At 71.2% G+C, this 13,803-nt stretch carries 12 protein-coding genes and 1 pseudogene; 7 read left to right on the top strand and 6 right to left on the bottom strand.

The genetic code is table 11. The features are described from left to right. The first annotated feature begins 577 nt into the window (after positions 1–577). On the top strand, positions 578–994 hold the full coding sequence (locus tag ACFYY6_RS22885) for a CBS domain-containing protein (protein ID WP_351525760.1): 417 nt from the start codon (positions 578–580) through the stop codon (positions 992–994). A 491-nt stretch (positions 995–1,485) separates the two neighbouring features. Here the strand turns inward: ACFYY6_RS22885 and ACFYY6_RS22880 are convergent, their stop codons facing one another. Continuing rightward, the gene (locus ACFYY6_RS22880; protein WP_389194840.1) at positions 1,486–3,570 is read right to left on the bottom strand and encodes a SpoIIE family protein phosphatase; all 2,085 of its coding nucleotides are present in this window, start codon (positions 3,568–3,570) and stop codon (positions 1,486–1,488) included. Between the two features lie 288 nt (positions 3,571–3,858). Here ACFYY6_RS22880 and ACFYY6_RS22875 point away from each other — a divergent pair, with 288 nt between their 5' ends. Continuing rightward, positions 3,859–4,281 (top strand): hypothetical protein, encoded by a 423-nt coding sequence (locus ACFYY6_RS22875; RefSeq protein WP_351525764.1) that lies wholly within the window; start codon positions 3,859–3,861, stop codon positions 4,279–4,281. 359 nt (positions 4,282–4,640) lie between these two features. Here the strand turns inward: ACFYY6_RS22875 and ACFYY6_RS22870 are convergent, their stop codons facing one another. Together ACFYY6_RS22870 and ACFYY6_RS22865 are read right to left on the bottom strand one after the other, a co-directional pair. Further along, positions 4,641–5,177 carry a hypothetical protein gene (locus ACFYY6_RS22870; protein ID WP_389194837.1) on the bottom strand — a complete coding sequence of 179 codons (537 nt, stop codon included), beginning with the start codon at positions 5,175–5,177 and terminating at the stop codon, positions 4,641–4,643. A gap of 146 nt (positions 5,178–5,323) precedes the next feature. After that, positions 5,324–5,484, bottom strand: a pseudogene (locus ACFYY6_RS22865) (IS5/IS1182 family transposase); the annotation flags it as partial. 533 nt (positions 5,485–6,017) lie between these two features. Here ACFYY6_RS22865 and ACFYY6_RS22860 point away from each other — a divergent pair. After that, the gene (locus ACFYY6_RS22860; RefSeq protein WP_389194833.1) at positions 6,018–6,575 is read left to right on the top strand and encodes a hemerythrin domain-containing protein; all 558 of its coding nucleotides are present in this window, start codon (positions 6,018–6,020) and stop codon (positions 6,573–6,575) included. 403 nt (positions 6,576–6,978) lie between these two features. Then, the gene (locus tag ACFYY6_RS22855; RefSeq protein WP_351518725.1) at positions 6,979–7,134 is read left to right on the top strand and encodes a hypothetical protein; all 156 of its coding nucleotides are present in this window, start codon (positions 6,979–6,981) and stop codon (positions 7,132–7,134) included. 59 nt (positions 7,135–7,193) lie between these two features. On the opposite strand, the gene ACFYY6_RS22850 is transcribed toward ACFYY6_RS22855, so the two are convergent. Further along, a complete protein-coding gene (locus ACFYY6_RS22850) occupies positions 7,194–8,474 on the bottom strand; it encodes an MFS transporter (protein WP_389194830.1) in 1,281 nt (426 codons plus the stop codon). A gap of 111 nt (positions 8,475–8,585) precedes the next feature. Here ACFYY6_RS22850 and ACFYY6_RS22845 point away from each other — a divergent pair, with 111 nt between their 5' ends. Beyond that, positions 8,586–9,221: a TetR/AcrR family transcriptional regulator gene (locus tag ACFYY6_RS22845; RefSeq protein WP_351518728.1), complete on the top strand. Its 636-nt coding sequence runs from the start codon at positions 8,586–8,588 to the stop codon at positions 9,219–9,221. Between the two features lie 286 nt (positions 9,222–9,507). On the opposite strand, the gene ACFYY6_RS22840 is transcribed toward ACFYY6_RS22845, so the two are convergent. Further along, positions 9,508–9,762, bottom strand: coding sequence for a DUF1049 domain-containing protein (locus ACFYY6_RS22840; RefSeq protein WP_351518729.1), 255 nt, complete (start codon positions 9,760–9,762; stop codon positions 9,508–9,510). Positions 9,763–9,948: 186 nt separating this feature from the next. Here ACFYY6_RS22840 and ACFYY6_RS22835 point away from each other — a divergent pair, with 186 nt between their 5' ends. Together ACFYY6_RS22835 and lnt are read left to right on the top strand one after the other, a co-directional pair. Next, positions 9,949–10,797 carry a universal stress protein gene (locus ACFYY6_RS22835; RefSeq protein WP_351518730.1) on the top strand — a complete coding sequence of 283 codons (849 nt, stop codon included), beginning with the start codon at positions 9,949–9,951 and terminating at the stop codon, positions 10,795–10,797. Positions 10,798–10,946: 149 nt separating this feature from the next. Further along, positions 10,947–12,659: an apolipoprotein N-acyltransferase gene (gene lnt / locus ACFYY6_RS22830; protein ID WP_389194827.1), complete on the top strand. Its 1,713-nt coding sequence runs from the start codon at positions 10,947–10,949 to the stop codon at positions 12,657–12,659. Positions 12,660–12,703: 44 nt separating this feature from the next. On the opposite strand, the gene ACFYY6_RS22825 is transcribed toward lnt, so the two are convergent. After that, entirely contained in the window at positions 12,704–13,603 is a 900-nt protein-coding gene (locus tag ACFYY6_RS22825; RefSeq protein ID WP_351518733.1) for a Gfo/Idh/MocA family oxidoreductase, read from the bottom strand. Positions 13,604–13,803: the final 200 nt, after the last annotated feature.

The following is a 13,803-nucleotide window of genomic DNA, read 5'->3' as shown; positions in this document are numbered from 1 at the left end:
CTAGTGCCGTGACCGTGCGCGGTCAGGCAGCAAACCGAGCCGCTGCCGCCCTCGGTGCGAATCACGTGAACGGAGCCCTCTCTCAGCGCCCCAGGTACTCACCCGCTGGCTCGCTGCGTGCCCAGGTGACCGGCCCCGCCGGGCTGACTCTTCACCGGCGACCGCAGAAGGTGGACTCCCCCGCCGTGCACGTATCGCGAGACCGATCTACGTTCCTGTCGCGAGGATCCCATTTCGCGCGTGCGCTGGAAGAAGGGCGGGCTTGTCAGAGAGCCAGCCCGGCGCCTTCCCGAGGCCCACCACAGCGACACCACGGCAGGAAGACCTTCATGCTTGCAGGACCGAGCAGGAGCGAAACCACCACGAAGGTGCCCGAGCGTGCGCCCAGAACCGCGGCTCCTCCGACGGCAACAGAAGCCCACACGCCCCACCGCGGCAACGCCCCGGGCCAGAACCACGTCGCCGGATCACACGCGGCACGGACTGCACGAGGAAGCCAGGGACAGGAACATCGAAGGCCGCGCGCACATGACCAGGCAAGAACTGCGCGAGCTTCCGGCGACTGAGGAGGCAGGCGATGACCACTGCGCGAGAAATCATGACCGAAGGCGCCGAGTGCATCGGTGCGGACGAGTCCGTACTGCGCGCGGCGCGGAAGATGGCGGAAATGGGTGTCGGCGCTCTGCCCATCTGCGGGGCCGACGACCGGCTCAAAGGGGTGCTCACTGACAGGGACATCGTGGTCAAGGTCCTGGCCGCAGGTAAGGACGCGGAGGCCACGACCGCCGGGGAGCTGGCGCAGGGCGAAGCCGTCACGATCGGAGCCGACGACGACGCCTCCGTCATCCTGCGCACCATGGCCGACCACAAGGTCCGCCGGCTCCCCGTCATCGACGGGCACCGCCTCGTCGGCATGGTCGCCCAGGCCGACGTCGCCCGCGCCCTGCCGGAACCCCAGGTCGGTGACCTCCTGGAAGCACTGTCCACCGACTGACCAGACCGTCGGGCACGCGCAGTGGCCGGTGCGGACCGTACGTGCCTGCCACCCGCCACGCCCGGCAACTGTACGGCGCAAGTGGGATCCTGGGTGAGGTGGCCGCTGTCAGATGTCGGGGACACCGGCGGGTGAGGGAACCGGTGAGGACTCGTTTCCCGGTCGGGACAGCGGCCGCTCCCGCATCTGAGGTGCACGCACAGAGCAAGGGAGCGGCCACAATGTCGGACCCACAACAGCCTGAGCAGAGGCGCAGCGAAAAGGGCGGCGGAACCACGTTGCGGTGCACCACCGGCGTCAGCCCGATCCCCATGTCGTACTCGTCCGCGGGCAGCGGCCGCAGCAGGTGACGTTTCTAGTGCCGCTCCCGGCAAGGTTTGCCCCCTCGCACCGTCCGGCACTCACTCCCCCAAGGCCTTAAGGGCCAGGGGGACCCCCTTCGGCGTTGGCCGAGAGCCCACGTAGCCCCGCTACGAGGGCTTTCGGCCGCCTTATCGCACGCAGCGGCCGCGCTGTTGTGGCCGAATGAGGAGCAGGGCGATGTCGTCGTTGCGGGGGGCGGACCGTTGGGCGTGGTGGATGAGGGTGTCGGCGAGGGCGTCCAGGGTCTGGCTCCGGGCCTGTGCGAGCTGAGCGGCGAGGTCGGCGGTGGCGTCCTCGAAGTCGATGCCGGGGGTTTCGACGAGTCCGTCGGTGTACAAGGCGAGCACGGCCCCGGGCGGCAAGGGGATGTCGGTCTCCGGGTAGTCGGCGGCGGGGTCGATGCCGAGCAGGAGCCCGGGCGCCAGCGGGACGGTCTCGGTGTGCAGGTCGGGGTGGCGCAGGAGAGGGGGCGGGTGTCCCGCGGTGGCCATGCAGGCGCGGTGGCGTGCCAGGTCGAGCTGGATGTAGAGGCAGCTGGTGAACAAGCCAGGGTCGAGGTCGGTGAGCAGGCGGTTGGTGCGGGCGAGGACTTGGCCGGGCGGTGCGCCGGCGGTGGCGTGGACAGCGGTGCGGACCTGCCCCATGAGGGCGGCGGCGTTCACGTTGTGGCCTTGGACATCGCCGATTGTTGCGGCGGCGAGGTCGGTGCCTATGTGTATGAGGTCGTAGAAGTCGCCGCCGACGTCGATGCCGTGAGCGGTGGGGAGGTAGTAGGTGGCCACGTCCAGGCCGGGGATGCGGGGCAGTGCTTGGGGCAGCAGGCTGGCTTGCAGACTGTGGGCGAGAGCGTGTGTGGCGTCGTAGAGGAGGGCGCGGTCCAGGGCCTGGGCGATCAGGCCGGCGGTCGCGGTGAGGACAGCTCGTTCCTCGGGTGTGAAGGGGTGCGGCCGGTCGTAGGCGAGGACCAGCGAGCCGACGGGGCGGCCGGAGGCGATCAGGGGCAGGAAGGCCCAGGCGGCCTTGCCGTCCTGCAGGACGGCGGGGGGATACGCGCGCTTGAGGTCTGAGAAGGTGGCGTAGAAGCTGGGGACGCCGCTGGTCAGGACACGCACGGCAGGGGTGTCCGAGGCCAGGGGGATGCCGTCGAAGCGGTCCATGTGTTCGGCGGTGTAGCCGCGGTAGCCGATGATCCGCAGTCGGCCCTCCTCGGCGATCATCAGGGCGAGGGCTTGGGCCTCGAAGGCAGTCGGGACCAGGTCAGCAATCCGGTCGATCACGTCTGTGACCCCGACGGCCTCGGTCAGCGTGGCGGCAAGGTGCATCAGGTGGTGGTGGGCGGTCGACCGGCCCGGTGCAGCCGGCGGTGCGGGGAGCGGGACCTCTGACATCTCCGAGGCAGGGGCGGGGGAGGCCGGGACAATGCGGACGCTGACGCCGGAGACGCCCGGGTAGAGGTGGAAGGACAGCCACCTGTCCGGTGGCCGCCGGGCGGTGAAGGAAGTGGGCTGGTGGCTGAGCACCGCGGCCCGGTAGCGGTCTTCGACCACCGGGTCGTCCAGCCACGGCAGGACCTGCCGGGGCAGGGCGTCCAGCAGGTCGGCGGCGCTGGCGCCGAGAAGGTCGGCGGCGGTGTTTGTGATGAAGGTGATCCGGCCGTCGAGGTTCAAGGTGCAGCACCCTCCGGGCAGGCGCTCGGCGAAGTCCGTCGCTGCCGCCTCCTGTGCCGGCCCGCGAGCGTAGGCACGCGGGGAGGGCAGGACCTGGGGCTCGGACCCGGGCAGCAGCGGGTGGCCGCTTTCGGCGGCCTGCCGCAGCAGAAGGCCCAGGCGGCGGCAGGAGGTACGGACCGCGTTGCGTTCGTGTCGGGTCAGCGCCGGTGGATGCGAGCCGGGCCACCGCACGACCAGGGCGCCCCATGCTGTGGTGCCGGTGGTGATCGGGGCAGCGGCCGCCGAGAAGGGGTAGGGGAGCGCGAGCGCCATCTGCGGGTAGTGCCGCGCCATCTCTTCCTGGCAGCCTATCCACACCAGGCAGCGCTCGCGCACGGCGTCGGTCGCCGGGGTGCGGGCCGCCAGCGGCACCTGCGTCCAGTGCGCGGCGACCTGCCGGGGAACCCCCCTCAGCATCGCCAGCCGCAGCACCCGCTCGCCCGGCGGCAGCAGGTACACCAAGCACCCGGAGGCGCCCGTCTCCCGCACGAAATCGTCCAACACCGCGCCGATCAGATGCGTACCGGAACCTGCGCCGGCGCCGACGACGTCGCCGCGGCCTTCCGCCTGTAGACGTCGGCTACCTGTTCCTCGGCCAGCGATCTTTCTGGAGCCACCTTTGATTACTTCGGCTTTGTGCGCGATCTTCTTGGCGATTCTCATGGTCGGCCTTCCCTTGCGATCAGGCGATGGATCTGGTCGCCGAGCGCGCCGACCCAAGCCCGACGTCGGACGCTCCGATCTCCTGAGCGGACTTAACCTGGATATACGCCGCAATTCCCGGAGCACGCCATGATTCTTCTCCTGGGGCTCATCATTCTGATCGCCGCGGTTGTCGTTGCCGTGGCCGGCATCTTCGCCAACGGCGGCAGCGCTCACCAGCTCAACAACGGCTTCTCGGTGTTCGGATATCACGTGACCGGGTCCACCGGCACACTGTTCCTCTACGGCATCGTCGTCGGGGCGCTGGCCATGTTCGGGCTGAGCCTGATAGTGGCCGCTGGGCGTCGCCCATCCCAGCATTCCAGAGCCTCGCGCCGGGAGCTCGGACAGCCAGGCCGCGAGCCGATCGCAGATCGCGAAGACGCGCCAGGCCAACACGACACCCACCGGGCGGAGCATGCGCACCGATCCCACGACGACCGCCCCGTCTCCCCGAGTAGTAGCGGGCCGCACAGGTGGCACTTCTTCGGGCACCGATCCGCCTCTCGATGACGTGGCTGCTGCGCCGAGAGTCGCTGTCACCTCCAGGCTGTCACCGGGTTACGGAATACGGGCACGCCCACAGGCTGGCCCGCGCAGCGTTCTTCGCGGAAGACGGCACGACTGGGGGAACCCCAGGCTATTCAGGTCGCTGACGGGTGACCTTTGTGGAACAACCTCGGCGAAGCCACTGGGCAGGCTGTCGCCCGCCACTGCCGGCGCCTGCACGTCCTGGCCTCTATGGGGTGGAATACCGGCCCTGCACCTCATCGCTCACGAGGAACTCATCGCCCCCACCGACGCGATCAGTCTTTGCCGCCGATGGGGCAGGCCGACACAAGGGGCCCGTATACGGCGCACAGCGGTACGTGTCAAGCTGTCCCAAAGGCTGAAGCGGCCTGGCGGGTACGCCACTCTTCCACTACGCCTTGCTGTCGCCGAGCTCGGTCGAGGAGGTCGTCGAGCAGTTGCGGATCCAAGCGCTTCTCGGTGGCGGTGAGTCCGCGGAGGGTCTGCCATCCGGCTGTCTTGCCTTCCACCGCCAGTCGTAGCATCTCCAATTCCAGCAAGGTGCTCAGCGGAGAACGCCGTGCGAGGCGACCATTGCTCTTCAGGCGCGCCACCTTTTCGGCCGTCCAGCCCGCGCAGACCTTGTAGCGGCGCACCGGGATGCCCAGATCTCTCATGATGCCGAGCAGAGCCATCCGGTCTTGGACGATCTCGGCGGCGACGGGTCCGAGCGCCCCGGCGAGCGCCGAACCGCGAACGGTGCGTACCAGATGGCGAACCCGCTCCACCCCCGTGGTTGCGCCCATCAGGTGGTCGTTGAGGTAGATGCCCAGCATGGCCGGGTCGGTGCTGTGGGCATGTTCGGGCCGAGCCGTGTCGGAACTCGGTCGGTCGTTCATCACGTGCCACCTCAAAAGTCGTCCCTCTGCCAGAAGACGGGGTCGCACCCGTCGCTCACTGCTCCGGATACCCGCCCGGGGCGCTTCGCGCACCGGGCCCCCGACCGAACCACTGATTCGGCCGAGGGCGGCAGGCCATCACCATGGGGCCGTCCACGACGACGGGGAACGCGCAGGCGGGCCATGACGTCGATGGAGGCGGGGCGTCGTCGGACTGTCCGGCGGTGAGATGGAAGGCCAGCGGTCGGCAACGCCCGTCGGCCGCGAGGTGGATCTTCGTGGTCAGTCCGCCGCGGGACCGGCTGATGCCTGGCCGTCGGTCTCACCGGCCGCGGTCTTTTTTGCGCACCCGGCCGCGCGCTGATGGGCCGCACGATCGTGGAGCCCACTGAGACGCCCCGGTTTCTCGTCGGCCTCGGACTGGGCCATCAGAGCGGTGAAGCCCCGCTCCCAGGTGCCGTCGACGGTCCGCGTCCGCAGTCGGTTGCAGACGCCCCGCCAGTGGCCGTACTCCTCCGGCAGGGGCACCGACTGGGTACAGGCCGCTGCCGGATCGGGCCAAGGATGCGGTGCATCGTAAGGCGGAGGACGTCCGCATACTGGATGTATGTGGACGTTCCGACAACGCGGCGAGGTGCCGTAGCCGTCGTCGTGCGCCCGCCAGGGATTACGGGACAGCCCTTAGCCGCGTTGCCAAAACGCCCGAATACACCAGGATCCCCTTTGCTCACGCTCCGCCACCGCGGCGAAACAGGCACGGCCCACGCCATAAAGACGCGGGAACACGTTCTCCGCGTGGCCGGCCCCGGCCGCACAGGGAACCGGAAGGCGGTATGCGTCATGCAACATGGCGGCGATGTCATCGAGGAACTGACGGCCGACCACCGCGAGATGGACGACCTCTTCGACCGGATCGAAGCCCTTCCGCCCGGAAGCCCGGAGCGCAGGCGACTGCTCGACCAGCTGACCATCGAGATGGTGCGACACTCGGTCGCGGAGGAGCAACACCTGTATCCGGCAGTGCGCGAGCACATCCCGCGCGGGGATGCGCTGGCCGACAAGGAGGCCGCCGACCACGGTCGCGTCGAGCAGCTTCTGAAAGACCTCGAAGGGATGGACGCGGACGAGCCCGAGTTCGTCCACCTATTCGCCAAGCTTCGCACCGAGGTCCGCGCCCACGTCCAGGACGAGGAGGACAATCTCTTCGCTCAGCTCCGTGCGGCTTGTGGCCCAGAGCTTCTGGACCTTTTGGGCCAGGAAGCCCGCCTTTCGAAAGAGTCCGCCCCCACTCGTCCGCACCCCGGCCCCCGGAGCTCCCCACTGGCCAGCAAGATCCTCTCCCCTGGGCTGGGGCTGGTCGATCGCGCGCGCGACCTCATCACCGGCCGCGGCAAATGACCTCACTGCCCATCTTTTCCTGCCACGGAAGCACGGTTACAGATCGGCCCTTCGTATGCTCGGCGGACGTCCTGGCCGCTGAGATGCGCCAGCGCCCCATGGCGCCCAGGGACCCCCTGGTCCCAGAGGTCGATGACCGGCTCGGCGGCACATCCGGGCACGGCTATACTTCCGACGTGCGGTGAACACACGTGCCTGGACCGTGTTCCTCGACGAATCAGGCGTCTCGCTGCTGCCCCAGGTCCGCCGCACCTACGCACCCCGGGCCGGACCCCGCTCCTGCGACACCGGTTGAACTGGAAGCGTGCCCCGATGCCGCGGCCCTCGGCCACCACGCCACCGACCCCGACCACGGCCGGCCCCCGCCTGTGTCTCCACCTCAAGCCCGGCAGCTACGACACCGATGCTCGTCCTGTTGGACGGCAAGAAGCGCGCCGCTGAGGAGTTCCGGATGCTGGGCAAGGCCGCAGGGCTCGGGCTACGCCCTCCCCTTGCGGCCGCACCCCATGAGGGGTTGTGCCTCCTGGAGTTCGGCAGGGACGGAGAGGCCGACGGCTGACCACGGCTCCGCGCCGTCACCGCTCCCCACCCGTGCCCGCCACCTCACCGCTCTCCCCCTCACCGCCGGTGGCCCCGCTCCGTCCGCGCGCCGTGCTCGCCGGCGGCGGCACCCGCCTCCGCCTCACCGGGCCCGGCACACGCATCCGGACGTTCCACCGCAGCCGGGGCGGACCGCACCGCCCACCACACGCCCCCGAGCGCGAGTCCTACCAGGACGGCGGCCACCGCCGGAAGGAGACCCGCGTCGACAACCACCAGGGCGCCGCCCAGAGCTCCGCCGGCCGCCGCTCCGACGTATGCGGAGCTGCTGTGCAGGGCCATCGCCTGGATGGCGCCCTCGGGGCCTACCCGGTCGACCATCAGGGCCTGGAGGGTGGGGGGTACGGCCCAGGCCGCGGCCGACCACCACATCAGCAGGGCGGCGACGGGCGCGAGCGGGACCGGACGGGACACCCACAACCCGCAGAACGCGGCCATCCCGGCACAGAAGAGCCCACCCGCCGCGACGAGGGCGCGCAGCGATCCGTACTGGTCGACGAAGCGTCCCGCCAGGCGCGTCCCGATGAGACCGCCCGCACCGGAGAGCACCAGCAGAAGCGCCAGCTGCCTGCGGGTCACGGAGGCGAGGTCGGCCAGGAAGGGCGCGAGGTATGTCTGGAAGGCGAGGTTGCCCGCCACGGTCACCACGGTGACAAGGAGGACGACGAGGACGGCGCGATTCAGGACGGGGCGCAGCAACTCCCCTACGTCTGCCGCCGGTTCGGCTACGGCGGGAGTACGGGGCACGGTCACGAGGGCCAGCAGCAGCGCTGCCGCGCCCAGCGCCCCGGCGAACACGAAGGTCGCCTGCCAGCCGGCGGCGTCGCCGATGTACGTACCGGCGGGGACGCCGATCAACACCGCGCCGGTCAGTCCGGTCATGACCGTGGCGAGATAGCGGCCGCGCCGGTCGGGCGGGGCCGCGGCGGTGGCCTCGGTGAGGGCGGCGGGCATGACGACAGCCGCGGCGAGCGCCGCGGAGACGCGCAGACCCATCAGCGCCGGGAAGGAGGTGACGAGCGGGACCACAAGGTTGGTGGCGGCGAACACGGCGAGCGCGCCGCACAACGCCCGCTTGCGGTCGATCCGCGCGAGCAGCAGCGCCCAGGCAGGGGCGGCCAGCGCGTAGACGAGGGAGTACACGGTCACCAGCTGGCCAGCACCTCCCTCGCCGACATGCAGGTCACGGGCGAGGTCGGGGAGGACGCCGATGATGATGAAGTCGTCGGTCTGCACCGCGAAGGCGGCGAGCGTCAACGTACAGAGCCAGAGGGGTGCTTGACGGAAGAGCACACTCACCAAATAAAGGTAACAGACGTTTCCCTTACGAGGTGTGAGGCCGGATATGAAACAGTGACCGCACACCGAGGGGCCCGGGAACGCCCCTGCCGAGAAAGGAGGGCCGACGCGGTGCCCAGACCGGTCAACCCGGACCGCCCCCGCGAGGTGCTCGACGCCGTGATCGGGCACCTCGCCCACACCGGCATCGGCCAGTTCACCCTGCGCGGCATCGCCGCGGCACTGGGCCAGAGCACCCGCGTCCTCACACACCACTTCGCGGACAAGCGGGAGCTTCTCATCGCCGTCATGCGGCGCCTGGACGAACAGCAGCACCACGCGCTGCGGACGACCGAGGGGTGGGAGGACCCCGCTGTACCGGTCAGCGCCGTCGTACGATCGGCCTGGGAGCGCAACCTGGACGAGGCCGAACTGCCCATGACACGGCTGATCCGCGAGATCGAAGGGCTCGCCGCAGCAGGCCGGCTGCCTTCTGCGGTACCGGACTTCGTTCGGGGCAGGGCGGAGTTCGTGGCCTCGTGCCTGACGCTGCGCGGCGTACCCGAGCGGACGGCGCTGATCACGGCGACGATGCTGAATGCCACGTTCGCCGGTCTCCAGGCGGACTACCTCACCACGGGCGACGCCGAGCGAGCGCGGGGCGCACTGGACGAACTGTGCCACTGGCTGGACGCGGCGGTGGAGGCGAGGGCGAGAATGCAGGCGCGGCAAGGGGACACCGCGACGCGGGCACGGCTCCCCCTCTGAACGCGCAGCGCTACGCCCGTCGAGGCCCTTGCCCGCATTCCAGGCTGTGCCGGTCTCGCCTGGTGGTCCAACCGCGCGGTGAGTCAGCGGTTAGCAGGCGCTGGTCCGAGTGCGAGCTGGCCGCCGAGCCGCCGGTCCGCTGCGGCGGACCGCCCTTCTCGGACCATCTCCGGGTGTTGAGGGGCTGCGTGTGCGCCGGGCGCCGCACGGCAGGCGGCACTCCGAAGCCACGGCCCGGGCCGCCGGGCACCGAACCCGTCACGGGCCGAACGTGCCCCGGGCGGGTTCAGCGCCTGCCCCGACGACGGGAGACGAGCGCTCCCAGCACCAGCCCGGCCAGCAGGGTCACGGTCAGCACCGACCAGAGCGGCAGGACGACGACGGGAATCCACAGCCGGATGGCGACGGACACCGTGTTCGCGGCGATGAACCAGATCGCGACGGCCGTCAACGCCACGATCCCGACCGTGCGGACCCGTATGTCCCGGCCCCTCATGGAAAGAGTCGCCGGGGCGTGCGATGCGGACGTTTTCTGTGTCATGGTCCCAGTATCAAGCCATTCAGGCTTTTGGCCTCATAGTTCGCATTTCACCGTTTGTTTTGCATTTCGCCGTTCGTGGAGCACAGGACCGGGCCTCGCGGCGCGGTTGGGGCCGAAAGTCCCTGCCGTACCGCGTGGACGCGTACCAGTGTGGGACGCGTACCGCAGATGTTGGAGGGAAACACCATGACCAACGAGCCTCCCGTGATCGCAGCCGTCGACGGCTCGTCGCACAGCCTCGAAGCCCTCGGCTGGGCCGCCCGCGAGGCCGTCCGGCGCGGGCTCGCGCTCGTCGTCGTGCATGCCCGGACGCCGGCCCCGCACTCCGTCCAGGAGACGCAGCGGCGCGAGGCGGAGGAGCTGCTCGCCCAGTGCGTGCGAAGGGTCTCCCGGCTCGCACCCGCCCTGCACCCGACGACGCTCACCCCGATGGACTTCCCCGCGGCGGCGCTCACCTCGCTCAGCCGCGACGCGTCCCTGGTGGTGGTCGGCTCCCGCGGGCTGGGAGGTTTTCGGTCGCTGTTGCTCGGGTCCAACAGCATGGCGATCGCCTCGATGGCCAAGTGCCCCGTGGTCGTCGTCCACGGCACGCCGGAGGAGGACCGGGAGGAGGAGTTGCGGGACGTCGTCGCCGGCGTGGCCGCCGACGAGAGCAGCGAGGCGGTGCTGGAGTTCGCCTTCGCAGCGGCCGCCGCCCGGCCCGGTGCGAAACTGCGGATCGTGCACGGCTGGACCATGGTCTCCTCGATGCTGTCCGGAGGTCCCGTCTTCGACCGGGAGGCCGCGGCGGCGTCGGCCGAGCGGACCCTCGCCGAACTCACCGCCGGCCGACGGGAGCAGTATCCGCAGGTCGAGGTCGTCAGGGAGGCGGTCGGCGGATCGGCCTCGCGTGCGCTCGTCACGGCATCGGCCACCGCGGCCCTGACGGTGATCGGCCGGCGCCGGGGCGGCGAGTCGCTGGGGCTCGGCCTCTCCCCCGTCGCCCAGACCACGCTCAGCCACGCGCTCGGCCCGGTGGCCGTGGTGCCCTGCTGACCGCGGCCCGGACGCGGGCCCGCCCCGGCACCGGTGCCGGCCTCGGGCGGGCCCGCCCGCCGTGCTTCCGCTCCACGGCGCCGGGGAAGAACTGCGGAACGGGGGGCCCGGGGCGAGACTGCTGACCAGGCGGGACGAGGAGGCGCGGCATGCGGGTTCCGACCGGTCGGCACGAGCGGTACGGACAGCGCGGACGGCACGGGCCGTGTCGTGGGTACGGCCCGCCGGAGCGGCGGGAACGGCGGAAGCGGCCGGAACAGCAGGGCCCGCCCGAGCGGCGCGGCCGGTGCGGGCGCGTGCTGCGGTCCGCCCCATGGCGCAGGTGTCTCGCGCTGCTCGCCGGTGCGCTGCCCGCGCTCGCGTTCCCGACGCCCTCCCTGTGGTGGTTCGCCTACGTGGCCCTGGTGCCGTGGCTGTTGCTGATCCGGTCGGCCGGTACGGGGCGCCGGGCCGCGCTCGACGGCTGGCTCGGCGGGACGGGGTTCCTGCTCGCCGTGCATCACTGGCTGCTGCCGAGCCTGCATGTGTTCCTGCTGATCCTGGCGGCGCTGCTCGGACTGCTGTGGGCACCGTGGGGTCTGCTGGTCTTCCGGCTGCTGCGGGGCAGGGTGTCCGCCGCGACGGCCGCGGCCGCCCTCCTCGTGGTGCCGTGCGGCTGGCTGCTGATCGAGACGGTCCGTTCCTGGCAGGGACTCGGCGGACCCTGGGGACTGCTCGGAGCGAGCCAGTGGGAGGTGGCCCCGGCGCTCCGCGTGGCCTCGATCGGCGGTGTGTGGCTGGTGAGTCTCCTGGTGGTCGCGGTGAACACCGCCGTCGTGCTGCTGTTCGTGGCGGGTGGCGCGCGGAAGGCCGGTGTCGTCGGCGTCGCGCTGTGCGCCCTGTCGGTGGGGGCGGCGGCCGGCTGGGCACCGCAGCCCCGGCCGTCGGGGGTGGCGAGGATCGCCGTGGTGCAGCCCGGTGTGCTCACGAGCCCGCACAGCGTCGAGCGGCGGCTCGCGGCCGGTGAGCGGCTGACCGGATCGCTGGCGGGACGCGACCTCGATCTGGTGGTGTGGGGCGAGAGCAGCGTCGGTGTGGATCCGGCCCGGCATCCGGACGTCACCGCCCGGATCGCGGCGCTGTCGCGTCGGGTGGGTGCGGACGTGCTGATCAATGCGGACGCCCGGCAGAGCGACGGATCGGGCCGGACGGGGATCTTCAAGTCGGCGATGCTGGTGGGCCCGGGCGGTCTGACCGGAGATCGTTACGACAAGATGCGGCTGGTGCCGTTCGGTGAGTACATCCCGGCGCGCTCGCTGCTCGGCTGGGCCACGTCCGTGGGCCGCGCGGCGGGTGAGGACCGGCTCCGGGGCGCCCGTCCGGTGACGATGCCGCTCCCCGACGCGGTCCACGGCAGAGGGCTGCGGATCGGGCCGCTGATCTGCTTCGAGTCCGCCTTCCCCGACATGAGCCGCCGGCTGACCCGGGACGGCGCGCAGCTCCTGGTGGTCCAGTCGTCGACCTCGACGTTCCAGCACAGCTGGGCCCCCGAACAGCACGCCTCGCTGGGAGCGCTGCGGGCCGCCGAGAACGGCCGCCCGGTGGTGCACGCCACGCTCACGGGCGTCAGCACGGTGTACGGCCCCCGGGGCGAGCGGATCGGCACCCCGCTCGGGACGGACACCAGTGGCGCCGAGGTGTTCGACGTGCCCCTGGCCTCCGGCACCACCCTGTACGTCCGGTGGGGCGACTGGCCGCTGGTGGGGGCGGCGGCCGTACTGGTCGTGTACGCCGCGTCCGTGGGCGTGCGGGCCGTGAGGAGGCGCGACCGGGGCGCCGAGGGCGGTGTGCCCGGTGGCCCGACGCCGGAGACCGACCGCTAGCCGCGGGCGCGTACGGGGGCGGGTGTGGGCCGGGTACGGCCCGGTCAGGCGCAGCCGAGGTCACGCAGGACGCGCTCGCACAGTTCGTGCGTCTGCAGGGCGTCCCGGGCGCTGAGCACCGTCCCGGCCCGTACGGCGTCCAGGAAGGCCAGCACGCACTGCTCGATGCCGCGCTGGCGGGCCACCGGCACCCAGTCGCCCCGCCGCCGCACGCTCGGCTGCCCCTTGTGGTCGATCACCTGCGCGAGGTCGAGGACCTCGCGCTTGGCGTCCTGGCCCGAGACCTCCAGGCGTTCCTCGGTCGAGCCGCTGAGCCGGTTCATCGTGCCGACGGCGGTGAAGCCCTCGCCGGACAGGTGCAGCACGACGTGGTGCATCAGACCGTCGACGATCCGGGCGTGCGTGACGACGTGCTCGATCGTGCCGGGGACGAGGAAGCGCAGGGTGTCGACGACGTGGATGAAGTCGTCGAGCACCACGGTGCGCGGGTCCTCGGGCAGGCCGACCCGGTTCTTCTGCATGAGGATCAGTTCGCGCGGGTGCTCGGCGCACTGTGCGTAAGAGGGTGCGACCCGGCGGTTGAAGCCGACGGCAAGGCTCGTCCCGCGTTCCTCGGCGAGGTTCACCAGCCTTTCGGAATCGGCGAGTTCATAGGCGAGCGGCTTGTCGACGTACGTGGCGACACCCGCTTCCAGCAGCCGCCCCACGATCTCCGGGTGCACGGCGGTGGGCGCGTGCACGAACGCCGCGTCCAGCCCCTGGGCGATCAGGGACCCGAGGTCCGCGTGGCACTGCCCGGCCGGGATCCGGTGGGCCTCGGCGACCGCGGCCAGGGTGGCCGGGGTGCGGGTCTGCACGTGCAGTTCGATCCCGGGAAGAGCGGTCAGAACCGGCAGATACGCCTTCCGCGCGATGTCGCCGAGCCCGATGCATCCGACCTTCACGGGTACTCCCTTTCGGTGTTCGGCGTCGGCCTGCCCGGCGTTCGCCGCTGGGCCCGACCGGCCCGGTGACCCGGCCGGCCGCGCGTGTGCTTCGTCCGGGCAGCATACGTGCGCCGCGGCTGCCTCCTGTCGGCGGAGGCGGGGATGGCCGGTCCGTGCTGCCCGGGGGTCCGAAAGGGTGACGCACCGGCCCGCGGCGG

Origin of the sequence: Streptomyces sp. NPDC001750 (genome assembly GCF_042892615.1) — a bacterium.
GTDB lineage: Bacteria > Actinomycetota > Actinomycetes > Streptomycetales > Streptomycetaceae > Streptomyces.
This window is presented reverse-complemented; position numbering and strand designations above follow the sequence as displayed.

Bases quoted from the DNA above. Each gene is read 5' to 3' on its own strand.
- ACFYY6_RS22870 (WP_389194837.1), bottom strand. From the start codon at position 5,177: ATGAACGACCGACCGAGTTCCGACACGGCTCGGCCCGAACATGCCCAC.
- ACFYY6_RS22875 (WP_351525764.1), top strand. From the start codon at position 3,859: ATGATTCTTCTCCTGGGGCTCATCATTCTGATCGCCGCGGTTGTCGTT.
- ACFYY6_RS22885 (WP_351525760.1), top strand. From the start codon at position 578: ATGACCACTGCGCGAGAAATCATGACCGAAGGCGCCGAGTGCATCGGT.
- ACFYY6_RS22855 (WP_351518725.1), top strand. From the start codon at position 6,979: ATGCTCGTCCTGTTGGACGGCAAGAAGCGCGCCGCTGAGGAGTTCCGG.
- ACFYY6_RS22835 (WP_351518730.1), top strand. From the start codon at position 9,949: ATGACCAACGAGCCTCCCGTGATCGCAGCCGTCGACGGCTCGTCGCAC.
- ACFYY6_RS22860 (WP_389194833.1), top strand. From the start codon at position 6,018: ATGCAACATGGCGGCGATGTCATCGAGGAACTGACGGCCGACCACCGC.
- ACFYY6_RS22840 (WP_351518729.1), bottom strand. From the start codon at position 9,762: ATGACACAGAAAACGTCCGCATCGCACGCCCCGGCGACTCTTTCCATG.
- lnt (WP_389194827.1), top strand. From the start codon at position 10,947: ATGCGGGTTCCGACCGGTCGGCACGAGCGGTACGGACAGCGCGGACGG.